Origin of the sequence: Pantoea sp. CS_6 (assembly GCF_041954745.1) — a bacterium.
GTDB classification, from domain to species: Bacteria; Pseudomonadota; Gammaproteobacteria; order Enterobacterales; family Enterobacteriaceae; genus Pantoea; species Pantoea stewartii.
This window is the reverse complement of record NZ_JAVAYG010000001.1, coordinates 136503-153500: the sequence shown is the minus strand read 5'-3', so window position 1 is coordinate 153500 and position 16998 is coordinate 136503. Positions and strand designations below refer to the sequence as shown.

At 54.9% G+C, this 16998-nt stretch carries 12 protein-coding genes and 1 tRNA gene; 2 read left to right on the top strand and 11 right to left on the bottom strand.

Annotated features, from left to right (window positions below):
- Positions 1–25 precede the first annotated feature (25 nt).
- From RAC90_RS00640 to RAC90_RS00595, 10 genes are all read right to left on the bottom strand, one after another.
- The gene (locus RAC90_RS00640) at positions 26–1633 is read right to left on the bottom strand and encodes an ABC transporter substrate-binding protein (protein WP_375123822.1); all 1608 of its coding nucleotides are present in this window, start codon (positions 1631–1633) and stop codon (positions 26–28) included.
- Between the two features lie 151 nt (positions 1634–1784).
- On the bottom strand, positions 1785–3062 hold the full coding sequence (locus RAC90_RS00635) for an FAD-binding oxidoreductase (protein ID WP_205952022.1): 1278 nt from the start codon (positions 3060–3062) through the stop codon (positions 1785–1787).
- 10 nt (positions 3063–3072) lie between these two features.
- Positions 3073–3741 carry a haloacid dehalogenase type II gene (locus RAC90_RS00630; protein ID WP_039338052.1) on the bottom strand — a complete coding sequence of 223 codons (669 nt, stop codon included), beginning with the start codon at positions 3739–3741 and terminating at the stop codon, positions 3073–3075.
- Between the two features lie 32 nt (positions 3742–3773).
- Positions 3774–5243 (bottom strand): aldehyde dehydrogenase, encoded by a 1470-nt coding sequence (locus RAC90_RS00625; protein WP_205952023.1) that lies wholly within the window; start codon positions 5241–5243, stop codon positions 3774–3776.
- Positions 5244–5596: 353 nt separating this feature from the next.
- A complete protein-coding gene (locus tag RAC90_RS00620; RefSeq protein WP_324030403.1) occupies positions 5597–7054 on the bottom strand; it encodes an NAD-dependent succinate-semialdehyde dehydrogenase in 1458 nt (485 codons plus the stop codon).
- A gap of 137 nt (positions 7055–7191) precedes the next feature.
- On the bottom strand, positions 7192–8151 hold the full coding sequence (gene cbl, locus RAC90_RS00615) for an HTH-type transcriptional regulator Cbl (RefSeq protein ID WP_375123821.1): 960 nt from the start codon (positions 8149–8151) through the stop codon (positions 7192–7194).
- Between the two features lie 203 nt (positions 8152–8354).
- Positions 8355–9272 (bottom strand): nitrogen assimilation transcriptional regulator NAC, encoded by a 918-nt coding sequence (gene nac / locus RAC90_RS00610; RefSeq protein WP_006119661.1) that lies wholly within the window; start codon positions 9270–9272, stop codon positions 8355–8357.
- Positions 9273–9875: 603 nt separating this feature from the next.
- On the bottom strand, positions 9876–10901 hold the full coding sequence (locus RAC90_RS00605; RefSeq protein WP_369974382.1) for an ABC transporter permease: 1026 nt from the start codon (positions 10899–10901) through the stop codon (positions 9876–9878).
- Positions 10902–10924: 23 nt separating this feature from the next.
- Positions 10925–12409: a sugar ABC transporter ATP-binding protein gene (locus RAC90_RS00600; protein ID WP_033740365.1), complete on the bottom strand. Its 1485-nt coding sequence runs from the start codon at positions 12407–12409 to the stop codon at positions 10925–10927.
- Positions 12410–12440: 31 nt separating this feature from the next.
- Entirely contained in the window at positions 12441–13364 is a 924-nt protein-coding gene (locus tag RAC90_RS00595; RefSeq protein WP_033740368.1) for a sugar ABC transporter substrate-binding protein, read from the bottom strand.
- A 503-nt stretch (positions 13365–13867) separates the two neighbouring features.
- On the opposite strand from RAC90_RS00595, the gene RAC90_RS00590 reads away from it, so the two are divergent.
- A tRNA-Asn gene (locus RAC90_RS00590) sits at positions 13868–13943 on the top strand.
- A 287-nt stretch (positions 13944–14230) separates the two neighbouring features.
- Here the strand turns inward: RAC90_RS00590 and RAC90_RS00585 are convergent.
- Positions 14231–15358 (bottom strand): 2Fe-2S iron-sulfur cluster-binding protein, encoded by a 1128-nt coding sequence (locus RAC90_RS00585; protein WP_152607497.1) that lies wholly within the window; start codon positions 15356–15358, stop codon positions 14231–14233.
- 361 nt (positions 15359–15719) lie between these two features.
- On the opposite strand from RAC90_RS00585, the gene RAC90_RS00580 reads away from it, so the two are divergent.
- A complete protein-coding gene (locus RAC90_RS00580) occupies positions 15720–16985 on the top strand; it encodes an aromatic ring-hydroxylating dioxygenase subunit alpha (RefSeq protein ID WP_054633523.1) in 1266 nt (421 codons plus the stop codon).
- Positions 16986–16998 lie beyond the last annotated feature (13 nt).

Genomic DNA, 16998 nt, shown 5'->3' with positions numbered 1-16998 from the left:
GCGAACTCCTCTTACAGACGCGTGATCAGGCAGACAGCCAGGCAAACTCGTGGAAGCGATAGCCCATCAACATGCCTGACGGCCAGGCTTCCAGCCCTTTCAGCTTCTTGCTGTAACCATCCATCGAGCTGATAAAGGCAGGAATCAGCGTGCCGCAGTGGTCATAGATCAGGGTTTGCATATCGCCGTACATCTGCTTGCGTTTGGCTTTATCACGTTCGCCACGCGCCGCAATCACCAGCTGATCGAACTGTTCATTTTTCCAGCCGCATTCGTTATTCGGTGCGCTGGAGAGATAAAACTGTGAGAACAGCATATCCAGTGTTGGCCGCGGGTTGATGGAGCCGTAACCAATGGGATCTTTCATCCAGTGGGTGCCCCAGTAGCCTTCATACGGCACACGACGCACGTTGACGTTCAGTCCGACATTGCGACCTACCTGCTGAATCAGCTGCGCGCCTTCGGTTGCGCCTTCCAGCGGCGGCGTTGTCACAATCTCAATGGTTTGCCCGCTCATGCCGGCTTTGTTGATATAAAACTTCGCTTTTTCCGGATCCAACGGACGGGGTTTGAGATCGGCGTTGTACAGCGGGTGCCACGGCGGCACCGGCGTGTCGTTGCTGACGTCGCCAAAGCCCTGCAACACGGTTTTCACCACGATCTCACGGGGTTGCAGATATTTCATCGCCAGCACGAAATCCGGATTGCTGCCGGGTTTAATGTCGCTGCGGATAATCAGGTTGGTGTACATGCCGCCCTTGGTTTCAAGCACCCCATGATCCGGTGTACGGCTGATGCGCATACTGTCCGAGGCTTTCAGCCCTGAAGCCACCTGAATATCGCCTGATAACAGAGCATTGACGCGGGCCGCCTGATCGGTCACGCCGAGCAGTTCCACCTGGTCCAGATGCGGCAGCCCCGGTTTAAAATAGTTGGGATTTTTCGTGCCAAGCGTACTGACGCCAGGCGTAAAGCTTTTGCAGACAAACGGCCCTGTGCCGATACCTTTGCTGAAATCTTTGGTGCCGTCCTGCACGATCAGGAAGGGCGACGTCGCGAGCATGTAGGGAACGTCAAAGTTAGGTGCCACCAGAATAAGCTGCACTTCATTGTCGTTGACGGCGTTGATGGTTTTGAACTGCTCAGCCAGCTTGAAAGCGCTGGACGCGACGGCCGGATCTTTATGGCGGCTCAGTGAATAAACCACGTCTTTGGATGTAAACGGCTTACCATCATGGAAGGTCACGCCTTTACGCAGCTTAATGCTCCAGGTGACGCCATCGTCAGAGTCGATGGATTCCGCCAGCGCAGGTTTCACCGTCAGGGTTTTATCCACCTCTGTCAGACCGCTGTAGAACATAAACTGGCGCGTAAAGTCGGCGCTGTTATTGCCTTTCGCCGGGTCCAGCGTGTCAGTCGCCGACGCATTGGACATGCCCACACGGATTTTGCCGCCCTGAGTCGGTTTCTCCTCTGCCAGCGCCATGCCAGGGAAGCCGATCAGCCCGGTGCTCATCGCGGCCCCGGCTGAAAGCAATTTCATCAGACTGCGGCGGGACAGCGTACCTTCAGTGATCATCCGCGTCAGAGCAGGATTGGTTACGTCAGATTCTTTATTATCGATTTTACTCATCTGTACACCCTCATTACGTTTTCAAGCGAACGGTGAAATTCCCTGCGTTAATCAGACGGCACATGCTGTGTGGCGCGCACCGCGAAGGCGATGATCCGGTCATGATGTTTCGACCCGACAATGCCCCGGCGGCCTGAAAAACAATGTGAAGTTATGAAAGGCGATCCTTTGCTTTGTAGTAGAGCCCGGCGAGAGGCAGGAACCACGGTTTTCCGTGATAACCCGGCAGTGCAGGCCATGTCTCGCGCTGCCAGGGGTTATCGCGGGATTTCTCACTCAACAGATCGGCCATGACCCGGCCCATCCATACCGACATCTGCGTGCCATGCCCGCTGTAACCCAGCGAGTAAAACACACCGTCCTGTTCGCCTGCGTGCGGCAGGCGATCGGCGCTCATATCCACCATGCCGCCCCAGCAGTAGTCGATCTGCGTATGGCGCAGTCTGGGGAACATACTGGCCATGGCGGCGTGCAGGATGTCCCCGCTGCGGGAGTCCGACGTCGGGTTACTGATGGCGAAGCGTGCCCGGCCACCGAACACCAGACGGCTGTCCGCGGTGGTCCGGAAGTAGTTGCCGATGTTCATGGAGGTCACATAGTTACGTTTATGCGGCAGCAAGCCGGTAAGAAGCGCCGTATCCAGCGGCTCGGTCACCACGATAAAGCTGCCTACCGGCACAATACGGCGCTGGAACCACGGGAACGGACCGTCACTCGAACAGCCCGTCGCCATCAGCACTTTATCGGCCAGAATGTCACCTTTGCTGGTCACCACCCGATGGCGGTAGCCGTCAAGCCGTTCCAGCTTCGTAACGTGATGGTGCGTATAAATTTTTGCCCCACTGCGGGCCGCGACTTCGGCCAGGCCGACGCCAAATTTGCCCATGTGCATCTGGCCGCCGTGATGCTGTAGCAGGCCGCCATGGAAATCGCCGCCGTCGATCTCCTGCGCAATCTCTGACTGACTGAGCAGCTCCACCTCCGGATCCACCGTACGGCGCATCAGTTCCCAGGCCTCACGCAGGCCGGAGAAGTGCGACGCCTTACTGGCCAGTTTGAGCTTGCCGCACAGACGAAAGTCACAGTCAATCTGCTCGTCTTTAATCAACTGTCCGACATAGGTCACGGCATCATCGAATGCCTTATAGAACCGACTGGCCTGCTCAAGCCCCTGGCTGGCCACCAGTGAAGCAAAGTTTTGCGCCACGCCGGTGTTGCAGTGACCGCCATTACGGGCGGAGGCCTGACTCATTACCTCCCCGCTGTCCAGCACCACCACATTGATCCCACTGCGCGCCAGCGTTAAGGCCGCCGAAACACCGGTAAAGCCCGCCCCGATCACCACCACATCCGCGTGGGCGGGTAACGGACCGCTGGCGGCCGCGCGAAACGCCGGTGCGGTCGCCTGCCAGTACGATTCCAGTTTCATGACGCTGTCCTCACAGACCCACGACGCCGGGCAGGCCGCCAATGTCTTTGATTTCGGTGTATTGGTAATAGGGGTTAGCCGGTTCGTGGCCACGGTTGACCCAGACCTTGTGTTTAATGCCAAGATCGTGCGCCGTCATCAGGTCATAGCGGAAACTGGAGGAGACATGCAGAATTTCATCCGGACGGCAGTCCAGTTTCTCCAGCATGTATTCAAAGCCTTTCATCTGCGGTTTATACGCGCCCGCTTCTTCTGCGGTAATCGTCATGTGGATGGGCGCACCCAGACGAGGAATATGGTGCGGAATCAGATCCTTCATTGAATTGGTCAGCAGCACCAACGGGAAGGCTTCCGCCACTTTAGCTAACCCGGCAGGTACATCCGGATGCGGTCCCCAGGTGGCGCAGTCGGTGTAAATGTAATCGCTGTCTGCCTGCGTCCATGTCACGCCCCACTTTTTACAGGTGCGCTGAATCGCATTGCTGACCACATCGTAATAGGGTTTCCACGCGCCCAGCACTTCGTCCAGGCGGTAGCTGGAAAAGTCGGTCACAAAGGCCGCCATGTCTTTCGCGTCGACGCGATCGTGAAAACAGCGTTTTGCCGCACCGGCCATATCAAAAAAGATCAGCGTGCCATAGCAATCAAACGTGATGAATTTGGGTTTAAACAGTGCCATTACATTAACCTCGTTATTGTCTGGTTAGGTGCTTAAAAATCGATAAGGACGCTTTTCTGGCGCTGGCAGGCCTGGAACGCCTGACGACCCAAATCTTTGCCGATACCGGACCCCATGAACCCTCCGGTAGGAATAATGAAATCGCCGGACCGCCCGTAGCGGTTGACCCATACCGTACCGGAAGCGATTCCCCGTATCGCACGCATCGCACGTGGCAGGCTCAGCGTATGCACCCCGGCGCACAGGCCATAGGTCTCATGTGCCGCCAGCGCCAGCCCTTCGTCTTCGCTGTCGAACGTCTGAATTGTCAGCACAGGCCCGAAGATTTCCTGCTGCACTGCCGGATTATCCTGTTTCACCTGCGTCAGCAGCGTAGGTTGCCAGAACCAGCCCTCGTCGGTATCCGCGAAGCGGTCACCGCCCACCAGCACGTCTGCGCCCTGGGCTTTCGCCGCCTCAATCACGGACTGCACTTTGTTGCCCTGACGCGCATCAATCAGCGGGGCATAGCGGCTGGTCTCCTGCCAGGTCACGCCAGGCCGGACCTCACGACACAGCGCCGCCAGCCGTTCCGTCAGCGCACCGGCAATACCGCGCTGCACAATCAGGCGCGTTCCGGCAACGCAGGCCTGGCCGCCATTGGCGGTAAAGCCACGCAGAATGCGTTGTGCCAGCACCTCAATCTCGCCCGCATCATCAAACACCAGTTGGGGGCTTTTGCCGCCTAACTCCAGCGTGACGGGCTTCATGCCAAACTGGGCCGCATCACTCATAATGCGCGCGCCTGTGACAGTGGAGCCGGTAAAGGAGACTTTGCGCACCAGGGGATGCCTGACCAGGGCGCTGCCGGTCACCGCACCGCTGCCCTGCACAATATTCAGAATGCCCGCCGGTAACCCGGCCTGTACCGCCAGCTCGGCCATACGCACGGTGGACAGCGGCGTCAGCTCTGAAGGTTTTAGCACTACCGCATTGCCTGCGGCCAGCGCAGGTCCGCATTTCCATGAAGCCATCGATAGCGGGAAGTTCCACGGCGTGATCGCCCCGATAACGCCATAGGGCTCCGCAATCAACATGCCCAGGCTACTGTCGCGTGTCGGAAACAGATCGCCGCTGTATTTGTCGGCGCACTCGGCGTAAAAGCGAATGGCTTCGGCAGTAAAGGGAATTTCATGTTGTACGACATCGGTAATCGGACGGGTTGAGCCAAGGGCTTCAAGCTGCGCCAGCAGGGGATCCTGTTCGATTAAGTCTGCCCAGCGGCGCAATACCCGACCACGTTCACGCGGTGCACATCCTGACCAGCCGCTGGTTTTCAATGCCTGATGTGCCGTCATGACGGCATGGTCAACATCCTCTGCCTGGGCTTCGCGCAGCGTGGCAAACACCTTGCCATCAGACGGGCGTTTAACGGCAAAAGCGTCGCCCTGGGTCTGTACATGTTTTCCGCCAATATAGTGACCAGGCGGGAGTTGCACGCTTTCCGGGTCGAAACTCAACATGAAAGAATCCTTATTTTTTACACCCATCACACGCTGGATGAATTAATTTCTGGCAATGCTTTTCGGCACGCTTTATTAGGTAATGCAGAAAGTATGCCAGCCGTTAAAAAAATAAAAATGCGTTTAAAACCGCCCAAAAAAATTTTTGTGCCGTATTCGTGAAGGATTTATTGCGGAATTGCCGAAGGGTTAAACAGATGATTTAGCTCACAAAAAAGCCGCATTGCTTTGGTGCAATGCGCATGAAACTTGCACTAAAAAGGAGAATACGGATAAAACGTCGATCTGGCGCACAAAAAAAACGCCAGCATAACGTTCATGCTGGCGAGGAATATCAGAAATTATAAGTTAAATTACAGGCTGCCCATGTGAAATGTTTTTTGCTCCAGATATTCGTCAATGCCATATCGCGACCCTTCGCGACCTATCCCGGATAATTTCACGCCGCCAAACGGCGCGACTTCCAGCGAAATGACGCCGGTATTAAAACCGACCATGCCAAACTCCAGCGCTTCCGCCACGCGCCAGGCTCGACGGATATTTTCAGTAAAGAAGTAAGCGCCGAGGCCAAAGGGTGTGTCATTTGCCATCGCCAGCGCCTGTTCTTCATCATCAAAGATAAACAGCGGAGCCACCGGTCCAAAGGTTTCTTCCTGCGCGATGCGCATCTCACTCGTGACCTGTCCCAGCACGGTGGGCTGCACCCACGTACCGGGGCCGTTGCTGATGCCACCGGTCAACAGCGTTGCGCCTTTTTGCAGCGCATCATCAATGTGCCCGTTGACCTTCTCCACCGCGGAGGTATTGATCAACGGCCCGATAGTGCTGCCAGGGGCAAAACCATCTCCGACCTTCAGGGTCGCCACCGCGTCCAGCAGTCGGGCGGTAAAGCGTTCATAGATGTTACGCTGCACCAGAATACGGTTGGCACACACACAGGTTTGTCCCGCATTACGGAATTTGCTGGTCATCACGCCCGCGACGGCAATCTCGATATCCGCGTCGTCAAAGACAATAAGCGGCGCGTTGCCGCCCAGCTCCAGACTCAGGCGTTTAATGCTGTCAGCGCACTGCTTCATCAGCAGTTGGCCCACGCGCGTTGAGCCGGTGAACGAGATTTTACGCACCAGACGGCTTTCGGTCAGCGCGGCGCCGATGTCTGTCGGCATGCCGGTGAGCACCTGTAAAACGCCTGCCGGGAAACCCGCGCGCTCGGCCAGCACGGCCAGTGCCAGTGCAGACAGCGGCGTCAGGTCAGACGGTTTAACGATAATCGGGCAGCCTGCCGCCAGTGCCGGTGCGACCTTGCGGGTAATCATTGCGATGGGGAAATTCCAGGGCGTAATCGCTGCCGCGACGCCAACCGGTTGTTTCAGGACAATAATGCGCCGGTCGGTCGTTGGGGCGGGAATGGTGTCGCCATAAATCCGACGCGCTTCTTCCGCAAACCATTTCACAAAACTGGCACCGTAGAGCACTTCACCGCGCGCCTCCGCCAGCGGCTTGCCCTGTTCTGCCGTCATGATGATGGCCAGATCGTCAGCGTTATCAAGAATAAGCTGATGCCATTTTTCCAGCAGCGCCGCACGGGTGGCATTGGGGGTTGTCGCCCATGCATGGCGGACCGATTCGGCACAGGCAATTGCCGCCTCCGTTTCCTGGCGACCTAACGCCGGTACGCTAGCCAGCGTTTCGCCCGTAGCCGGATCGTTAACGGCGAGCGTTGCGCCCTGATAACCGTGTTGCCATTCACCGGCAAACAGCGCCTGCTGGCGCAGTAGTGTGTGATCTTTCAGTTGTATACGTGACATCGCATCCCCCTTTTTCAGTTCTCTTCACTTTATCGGTTGGGGGAAGCGCAGGATGTTGTTATTGGCAGCCAGAAAGCGTTCGCTATGGCGAATGACGGCCGAAAAAAAATTTTATGCCGTCAGGGCGCAACGCGGAGTCAGATCTGAAAGTCGATTACGGGCTCATCATCGCCTGCCGTAGAGAGCGCCTGCGCTTTAATCTCTTCAAGCGACAGATTCGCGTTGCACAGCTCAAGGAACTGCCAGACGTAATTGCGCTGCAGTTGTCCCCGTTTCAGGCCCAGCCAGACGGTGTTGGCGTCGAACAGGTGAGTGGCATCCAGCCGGACCAGCTCTCCGCCCGGCTCTTTTTCACAGGCCTGATCGGCCAGAATACCGACGCCCAGCCCGAGTTTGACATAGGTGCGCACCACATCGGAATCCTGAGCGCTGAGCACGATATCCGGCTTTAAGCCGGCGCGCTGAAACGCGCTGTCCACCCGGGAGCGGCCGGTAATGCCCTGCCGGTAGGTAATTAACGGATGCTGACTGAGAGCATTCAGTGAGACCGGCTGCTGTTGTGCCAGTTCATGATCGCGCGGGACCAACAGTGCATGATGCCAGCTGAACCAGGGAAACGCGGCCAGGCTGTTATTATTCGCCAGCATTTCACTGGCAATCCCGACATCCACCTCACCGGCCAGTAGCATATTCACAATTTCCTGCGGCGATCCCTGATTAAGTTCAAGCCGGACATTAGGATAAAGCTGGCGAAAGGACTTGATGACCGGCGGCAGGCTGTACCGGGCCTGCGTGTGTGTGGTGGCGATAGAGAGAATGCCGCAGGATTCGTTCGTGAAGACATCGGCCAGGCGACGCACTTTACCGGCTTCATCAAGAATGCGTTCGGCGATGGTAAGCAGCGCCTTGCCCGGCTCCGTCATACCAAGCAGGCGCTTGCCACGGCGGACAAAAATTTCGACGCCAAGCTCATCCTCCAGATCGCGAATATGACGGCTGACGCCTGATTGCGAGGTAAACAGCGTGCTGGCGACCTCCGTGAGGTTGAACTCCCGCCGCGCGGCTTCGCGAATAATTTTAAGTTGCTGGAAATTCAAAATATTTACCTCTCTTTACGCAATCTGATCATTCGATAATAAAAACGCTTATCGATAACCTGAAATAATAAAAAAGATTTATTTATGCGTTTGAAGCATATAGAAGGCGGCAGGACGCACAGAGAGGACAGCATGGAAGAGGAGAAAAGGCAGCGGCGCGGTTTTACGCGCCCTGCTTGAGAGGGATAAACAGAACGCTGTGTTTAGCTGACCAGCGTGAGTTCGCGTTTTTCAGTCAGTGGCTTGTTGAGCAGCGACAGCAGAATATTTTTAACGGCCTGTGCGGGTGGCGATAACGGCAAGCGGTGTGAAAGATTCAGTGACAGCGGCAGGCTGATGGTCGGGCTGGTGATCCGCGCCATCCAGGCCTGGGTTGAACCAACCAGCGCTCTGGCCGCCGATTCAGGCAACACGGTCACGCCCATCCCGCTGGATATTGCGGCGGTGAGCGTCGAAAGCGATTCGATCTCGCCAATAATGCGCGCGCTCAGGCGGCGCAGTGAGAAAGCCTCATCAACCCGCTGGCGCACGGCGCTGTAATCACGCGGCAGAAACAGGCTCATCTGGGCTACCTCGGCCAGATCGACGTTGGCGCCAGGGCAGGCGGTTGCGCCGACCAGATAGAGATCTTCTTTCAGCAGGGGCACGCTGTTGATGCCCGCCGTGGGGGCGCGGTCATACAGCACCGCCATATCCAGTTGCCCGCTGATGATGTTGTCATTCAACGCACTGCTGCTGTTTTCATGCAGGTAAATCATGATATCCGGGTACTGTTCCCGTACGGTTTGCAGAAGCGGCATAGTTAACGCGGATGCCGCCGTGCCCGGTGCCAGACCGATTGACACCTGCCCCTCCACCACCTGACCGGCATTCATCACCGCAGACTGGGCCAGCTCACACTGCCGCAGAATGACGCGTGCATGGCTGTAAAGCAGTTTACCGGCTTCGGTCGGTGTGACGCCGCGTTTGGTCCGGTTCAGAAGCTGCTGTTCCAGCTCGCCTTCCAGCGTAGCAACCTGCTGGCTCAATGCAGGCTGAGCAATATGCAGCACTTCTGCTGCCTGTGTCAGGCTACCGATATCGACGATTTTCACAAAGTATTTCAGCCGTCTTAAGTTCATCTTGCCTCCGTCGCTACGTCAAGGTGTCTGGCTGGTCGCTACTCACCAGCCTGCATAAGAGGGAATTGCAAGATGCAGACCAGGTTTATTCAGTTTGCAAAATATCTTTGAAAATTTTTCTAACAGTCGGATAAAAAAGCGTTTCCTGTTACCTCTAAAGAGGTAATCCCGGACGACTGCCAGACCTGCTTTTCCCATTCATGTCGCCCTGCACCGCAATAGTGCGCAACATGACAGACCAGCGTGCAGGGATGGTTAACAGGCAATCTTCATCGAGGATGAGGCTTGACGACCGGGAAATCCCCCCACCTCTCCGGGGCAGGGTTTATCCGTAAAAGGCGGGAAACGTAACAGGTTTAGCAGACCGCCGGGGCGGCGTTATCACGGCCCGGCAGACGTGCAAAGACGCATTAGTTAAAAGGAATAACCGAAACGTTTACTACCCTGTTTTTTCTTTTAACAGGATCGCGAAACGGGACGACGCAAACGCATGTGTGATGTAGCAAGGCGGCGGTGGCGCTTAGTCCCGGGCGCAGGGTGAACGATGTGACCGGGATAAGCGCCTGCCGCCAGCGCCGCTACAGCGCCAGGGCGGCAGCGTATTCAGCGTTTGGCACGGTTGCGTCGCATATCGATGGTCACTGCGGCGACGATGATGATGCCTTTGATGATATCCTGGATGTACGCATCTACCCCGACAAACGTAAAGCCGCTTTTAATCAGTCCCAGTATCACCGCGCCTATCAGCGTGCCGGTAATGCGCCCTACGCCGCCCATCAGGCTGCTGCCGCCGATAACCGCCGCGGCAATCGCATCCAGCTCATAGCCCACGCCCATGCTCGACTGGCCGCTACTGACGCGCGCCGCCAGTACCACGCCCGCCAGGCCGGACAACGCGCCTGCGATGGTATAGACAATAATCAGGTATTTATTGACGTTGATACCGGACACTTTGGCCGAGGTCATATTACCGCCGATGGCGTACACGTATTTGCCGTAGCGGGTATGTTTCAGTGCGATGTGGAACACCAGCGCAACCACCAGGAAGATAATGACCGGCATTGCGCCCTGGCCAATCGAGGTGAACCCGTCAGAGAGAAAACTGATAGGGTTACCCTGGGTGTAATACTGTGCCAGTCCACGGGCCGACACCATCATGCCCAGCGTGGCAATAAACGGGGGAATACCGGTACGGGTAATTAATACGCCGTTAATCAGACCGCACAATAACCCTACCCCAATGCCGGCCCCAATCGGCACCACCGCGGGCATGTTCACCAGTGACGGGAACATCGGGGTCAGCGTATCTGAAGTTTGCGCCAGACTGGCGGCTACCACGGCAGTGAGCGCGATAACCGACCCGGAGGACAGATCGATACCGGTGGTAATAATGACCTGGGTCACGCCCACAGCAATGATGCCGATAATGGCAACCTGCAGGACGATAAGAATCAGACGATTGGTGTTCATCAAAAAGGACTGATCGCGCACATACCAGCCAAACATTTCGAAAATTAACGCAATGCCGACCATCACGACAAAAATGCCGGTATCTTTTGGCAGTTTCTGACGTAAATGCGCAAAAAAAGAGGGTTGATGCTGAGGAGCCTGCGTGGCCGTTGCTTTCATATTACTCATCGTGGTTTCGCGCCTCATTCGGATGCTAACGACAAAATAGTTTCCTGATCGGCCTCGTCTTTATCGAGGATGCCGGTAATGCGCCCACCATGCATCACCATGATACGGTCACTCATGCCCAGAATTTCCGGCAGCTCTGACGACACCATAATGATGGCAACTCCACGGTTGGCCAGTTCACTGATCAAACGGTAAATCTCTGCTTTCGCCCCGACGTCAATTCCACGGGTCGGCTCATCAAGAATCAGGATTTTGGGTTGAGCCAGCAGCCAGCGGGCAATCAGGACTTTCTGCTGATTCCCTCCGCTCAGGTTATTAATGATTTGGTCCATGGTGGGGGTTTTGATATTCAGACGGCGGATCTGATCCATGCAGTCCTGAGCCATTTTCACATGACTGACAAAACCGCCTTTACCGCTGTATTCAGGCATGTTGACGATGCTCATGTTCTCTAACACCGACAACACCAAAAACAATCCGGACTTCTTGCGATCTTCTGTCAGAAACGCCATTCCTTTTTCGATGGCGACCGACGGCGAATCAATAGCGACCGGCACACCATCAATCAGGATTTCGCCGCTGTCGAAAGGCACCATGCCAAACAGGCTTTCCATCACTTCACTGCGTCCGGCACCGACCAGACCCGCCACACCGAGAATTTCCCCACGGCGCACGCCAAAGCTGACGTCGGAAAAGCGGTCCTGACAACTCAGATGACGAACGGTGAGCACCTCTTCCCCAATCGCATTATTGAATTTCGGGAACAGCTGCGTCAGCTCACGTCCGACCATTTTGGTAATCAGCGACTGACGCGTGAATGCGCTGGTACTGTCGCTGCCCACCCAGCTGCCATCGCGGAACACGCTGATTTCATCCGTAATGGCGAAGATCTCATCCATTTTGTGACTGATATAAACGATGGCTTTGCCCTGCTCGCGCAGATCACGAATGATGGTAAACAGATGGGCGACCTCGGTTTCCGTCAGGGCGGAGGTGGGCTCGTCCATGATCACAATGTCCGAGTTCCAGGACACCGCTTTGGCGATCTCCACCATCTGCTGTGACGCAATACTGAGTTCGCCCACCAGCCGATCGGCTTTCAGTCTGATGTTCAGGCGGCTTAACAACTGCTGGGTTTCTTCATTCAGTCGGGCGTGATCGACAAAACCAAACTTCACCGGCTCCCGTCCCAGCCAGATATTCTCTGCGACGGTCATATGCGGCACCAGGTTGAGTTCCTGATGAATCATGGAAATACCGGAACGTAACGCATCCATGGTGTCCCTGAACTGCACTGGCTCCCCTTTAATTTTAATGGAGCCCTGATCGGGACGGTACATCCCGATCAGGCATTTCATTAAAGTGGATTTGCCCGCGCCATTTTCACCCATCAACGCATGTACCGTTCCCGGACGCACACGTAACGACACATTATCCAGTGCCTTCACGCCCGGAAAGAACTTGCTGATGCCTTCGGCTTCAAGCGCAAACGCGGTCATACATCACCTCCGTTCCACAGGTTCAGGACGTTTATTTTTGGTTCATGCTGGTGTATTTGGTGTAGTTGTCTTTGGTGATCAGCTGGAACGGGATATCGACGATCTTTTGCACTTTCTCACCTTTGACGAGCTTAACCGCCGTTTGAACGGCACCTTCACCCTGTCCTTTTGCGTCCTGGAACACGCTGGCGACCATTTTGCCGTTCTTAATCATTTGCAGCGCATCGGGGGTACCATCGACACCGGCGACCAGAATATGTTTATCGTTTTTACCCAGCGCCTGAATGGCACCGATGGCCATTTCGTCGTTGTTTGACGCGATAGCGTTGATATCGTCTCCGGCGGTCATCCAGTTACTCACGACGTCCACCGCATCGTTACGGCTAAATTTCGCCGTTTGCTTTTGTACCACTTTAATATTCGGGTATTTCGCCACGACCGCTTCCACCCCTTTGGTGCGCTCGCGGGTGGATTCGTTCGCCAAATCACCCAGCAAAATAGCCACGTTACCTTTTCCGTTCATGGCTTTTGCCAGCGCTTCCATCTGCAGACGGCCCGCCAGTTCGGAGTCAGAACCCACAAACGCCATCTTGTCACCCAACTGCGCCTGGGGTTTGCGGTTGACGAACACCAGCGCCACACCCGCCTTAGATGCCTGATCGATAATCGGTTTCACCGCGTCGGTGTCCACCGGGTTAACAATAATGGCGTCGACGCCCTGACCAATAAAGTTTTGTACCTGCTGAAGTTGCTGCGCGACATCGCCTTTGGCATCTTCAATCTGGCCTTTTACGTCATCCTTTTTCATCTCATTTTGTATAGCGTTACGCACAATGGTCAGGAAGTTATCGTCAAACATCGCCATCGAAACCCCCACGGAAATATCTTTCGCCATCGCAGCGGCGGGCAACATGCAGGCTAACAGTGAAGCAACAATCGTTTTTTTGATGTTCATAGGGACCCTTCTTATTTGTTAACTTGCTAGCGACTGACCTGTTGAATGAAAAATATTTTTTACATTCATACCGCCTCGCTGGCGTTTTTAATGGAAAATTTGAGGTAAGACGACTACGTTGACGCTTTTCTGACACTCCCACCACTTTTCTTATCTTCATGATTTCCATAAACATGCGCTACAGGCGACGCGGACACATCTCAGAACATTCCATTTTGTCGCCGTAAACAGTTTATTTATTCCATAAATTACTTTTTTGAAATTTTTATCATAAAAGCACTGAAACAAGTGTTTTGATATCGTCAAATAACAAAAATTTGACATGCGTCTAACATCTACCTGGAAATGGGTTTAAAGTGAGATCCTGTTAGCAGTTTGAAAAGCAAGCGAATGCGTCAGTTCTTCGCCAATGCGCTGCTTTTACACGCACTTGAACGCAAACCGTTAAAGAGTGCTTTGACATCCCGTACTGACGCCGCTACTATTCGCCCCGTTCCAACAATTCCTCTGTAGTTCAGTCGGTAGAACGGCGGACTGTTAATCCGTATGTCACTGGTTCGAGTCCAGTCAGAGGAGCCAGATTGAGAAAAGCCCGCTCAGGGAAACCTGAGCGGGCTTTTTGTTTGGTGCGCTTTTGTGAACGCTTGCAGGACATATGTCCCGTTCGACGGCCCTAACGCGGGAGTGAGGCGTCGATGCAGAGTGAGGACGGCCAGCAAGAAAGAGAATAAGCCCTGTCACTGACGCTGTATCTGTCTATCCGCTGCGAACGACGCTTTACCCCTGTTCAGGCTGCATCACCGTTGCGCACTGCACAGCAAACGTGTTCGCGCTGAGGGTGCGCCAGACGGCGATGCGGATCGTCATTAAAATTCAACGATGATATTGTTCTTTGGAATGCTACAGCACGACAGAATGTAGCCCTCTTCCACATCCTCATCGGTGATGCCGCCGTTGTGGTTCATTTCGACGTCGCCGTCCAGGCACTTCACCTTACAGGTGCCGCAGATACCCATGCCGCACGCTTTTGGAATATGCAGCCCCAGTTTGGCCGCGGCGGCGTGCACGGTTTCGCCGGGGGCGATTCTGACGCTCTTGTCGCTTTGGGTGAATGCCACGCTAAGCAGTTCTGAACTGCACAGCGCGTCGGCCATTTCAGCGGCCTCTTCGGCCTCCTGTTCGACCTGCTCCTGCACGACCTCTGGTGTGGCGCCAAACGACTCTTCGTGATAGCGCGTCATGTCATAACCGACTTCCTGTAACAGCGTTTTAATCGCACGCATGTACGGTGTCGGGCCACAGCAGAAAATCTCGCGGTCCATGAAATCCGCAGCAATCATCTGCAGCATCGCCAAATTGAGGAAACCGCTGAAGCCGGACCAGCACTGGCCCGATTCGTACCGCTCACAGATGATACTCAGTCTGAAATTGGGGATGCGTGCCGTCATGTTTTCCAGATCGCGTCGGAAAATAATGTCTTCCGGCGTTCGTGCGCTGTGCACAAACACCATGTCCACATCCGCATTGGTATCAAAATACCAGCGCGCCATCGACATCATGGGCGTAATGCCCACGCCGCCAGAGAGGTACAGCACCTTGTTGCTGGGATAGTCGATGCAGTTGAACTGCCCTACCGGACCATGTACTGCCAGATTCATGCCCTCGCGCAGTGTGGCATGTAACCAGTTCGAGACCACGCCGCCCGGCACCTGTTTTACCGAAATGGAAAAGCTGTAAGGCACGGAGGGCGAACTGGAGATGGTATAGGAGCGGAAAACCGTTTCATTCTCGATCAGCAGTTCCAGCGTGACAAACTGCCCCGGTTTGAAAAAGAACATCACCGGCTGCTCTGCCATAAAGCAGAAGGTTTTCACGTCATGGGTTTCCTGTATCACCTTCACGCAGCGCACCGCATGGCGGCCATTGGTCCAGGTTTGTGTTGTGACAGGCTCAAAAGCATTGGTATTCAGTACGGTGATATTTCGGTCTGACATACGTTTCATTCCCATCAGAAGTGGAGAGTTCAATTGCCTGTCTGACTGGCGACATCGCAACAGGCTTTTGAGCCGGTAAGCCTGATTTTCCGTTTAACCCTGTTTCAGCATTTAGTTATTCGCGACACGGAAATGCTTAAAAAAACCGTCCCGCTAAGAAATTTCGCGCGCACGTCTTTAACAGAGGGGATGGATGTCGCTGGCAGAACATTGGCGTGCGCGTAACCCGTGCAGCATGGACGTCACCCTTAGCCGTTACGCGTGTATCAACGTCTGGCCTGACGGAAAATTTGGGTGGTTGGCATCCTGTTACGCCTGGAAAGGCGCAAAACACTCTCCTTAACCGCGCGGGAAGATCACTATGAGCCATAACGATCTGCTGAATATCACCTGTACAAGCCTTGTCGATGCGAACGACCGCATACGCGATTTGCTCGAAAAGCGTCAGCCCAACTACTCGCTGCCGCAGGCGCTTTATAACGACCCGACTCTGTTTCGCATTGATATGGAGGCGATCTTTCAGAAAGAGTGGCTGTTTGCGGGAATGAGCAGTGAAATCCCGAAAAAAGGGGACTACTTCACCCTTGAGGTGGGTCAGAACCCGGTGCTGGTCTTGCGGGACGCGGAAGGTAACATTAACGCCTTTCATAATACCTGCCGTCATCGCGGCTCCCGACTCTGCTCAAAAGAGCGCGGCAAAGTGGCGAATCTGGTGTGTCCCTATCATCAGTGGACCTACGACCTGAAAGGCAATCTGTTATTTGCCGGCTCGGAAATGAATCAGGCATTTGATATGAAGCAGCACGGGCTGAAAAAGGCGCACTGCAAAACCGCCGGCGGCTTTATTTTTGTCTGTCTGGCTGATGCGCCGCCACAGTCTGACTTTGACGCCTTTCTGGCCACCCTGGACGAATACATGGCGCCCTATGACGTGGAAAACACCAAACTGGCGGCAGAATCGCACATGTACGAAAAAGCGAACTGGAAACTGGTGCTGGAGAATAATCGCGAGTGCTATCACTGCGCCGGAAGTCATCCTGAACTGCTGAACAGCCTGCTGGAGTGGGACGATACCAACGATCCGCGCGCGCCGCAGAGCTTCCACGATTACTACAATAAACAGGCCGCACGCTGGGACGAACAGGGAATTCCCCATCGCCACCAGAGCTTTGGCCTGCGTAACCGCATCGTGCGGATGCCGCTGAAAGAGGGCACGAAGGCGATGACCATAGATGGTCGCGAAGGCTGCACCAGACTCATGGGGCGCTTTTTGAGTCACGATCAGGGTTCCATGCGCATCCTGCACCTGCCGAACTCCTGGAACCACATGCAGAGCGATCACTTTATTGTGTTCCGCGTGTTGCCCCTCTCGGCGCAGGAAACGATGGTCACCACCAAATGGTTTGTGCATAAAGACGCGGTGGCGGGTGAAGATTTTGATCCCGAGAAACTGCGTGCCGTCTGGGATGCGACCAATGAGCAGGATCGCGTTCTGGGGGAAGAAAACCAGCGTGGGATTAACTCTGTCGGCTATCAACCGGGCCCTTATTCGGAAACCTATGAGTTCGGCGTGATTAACTTTATCGACTGGTACAGCGAAACCATCCTCAAAAACGTGAAAGGCTGATGATATTCCTGCC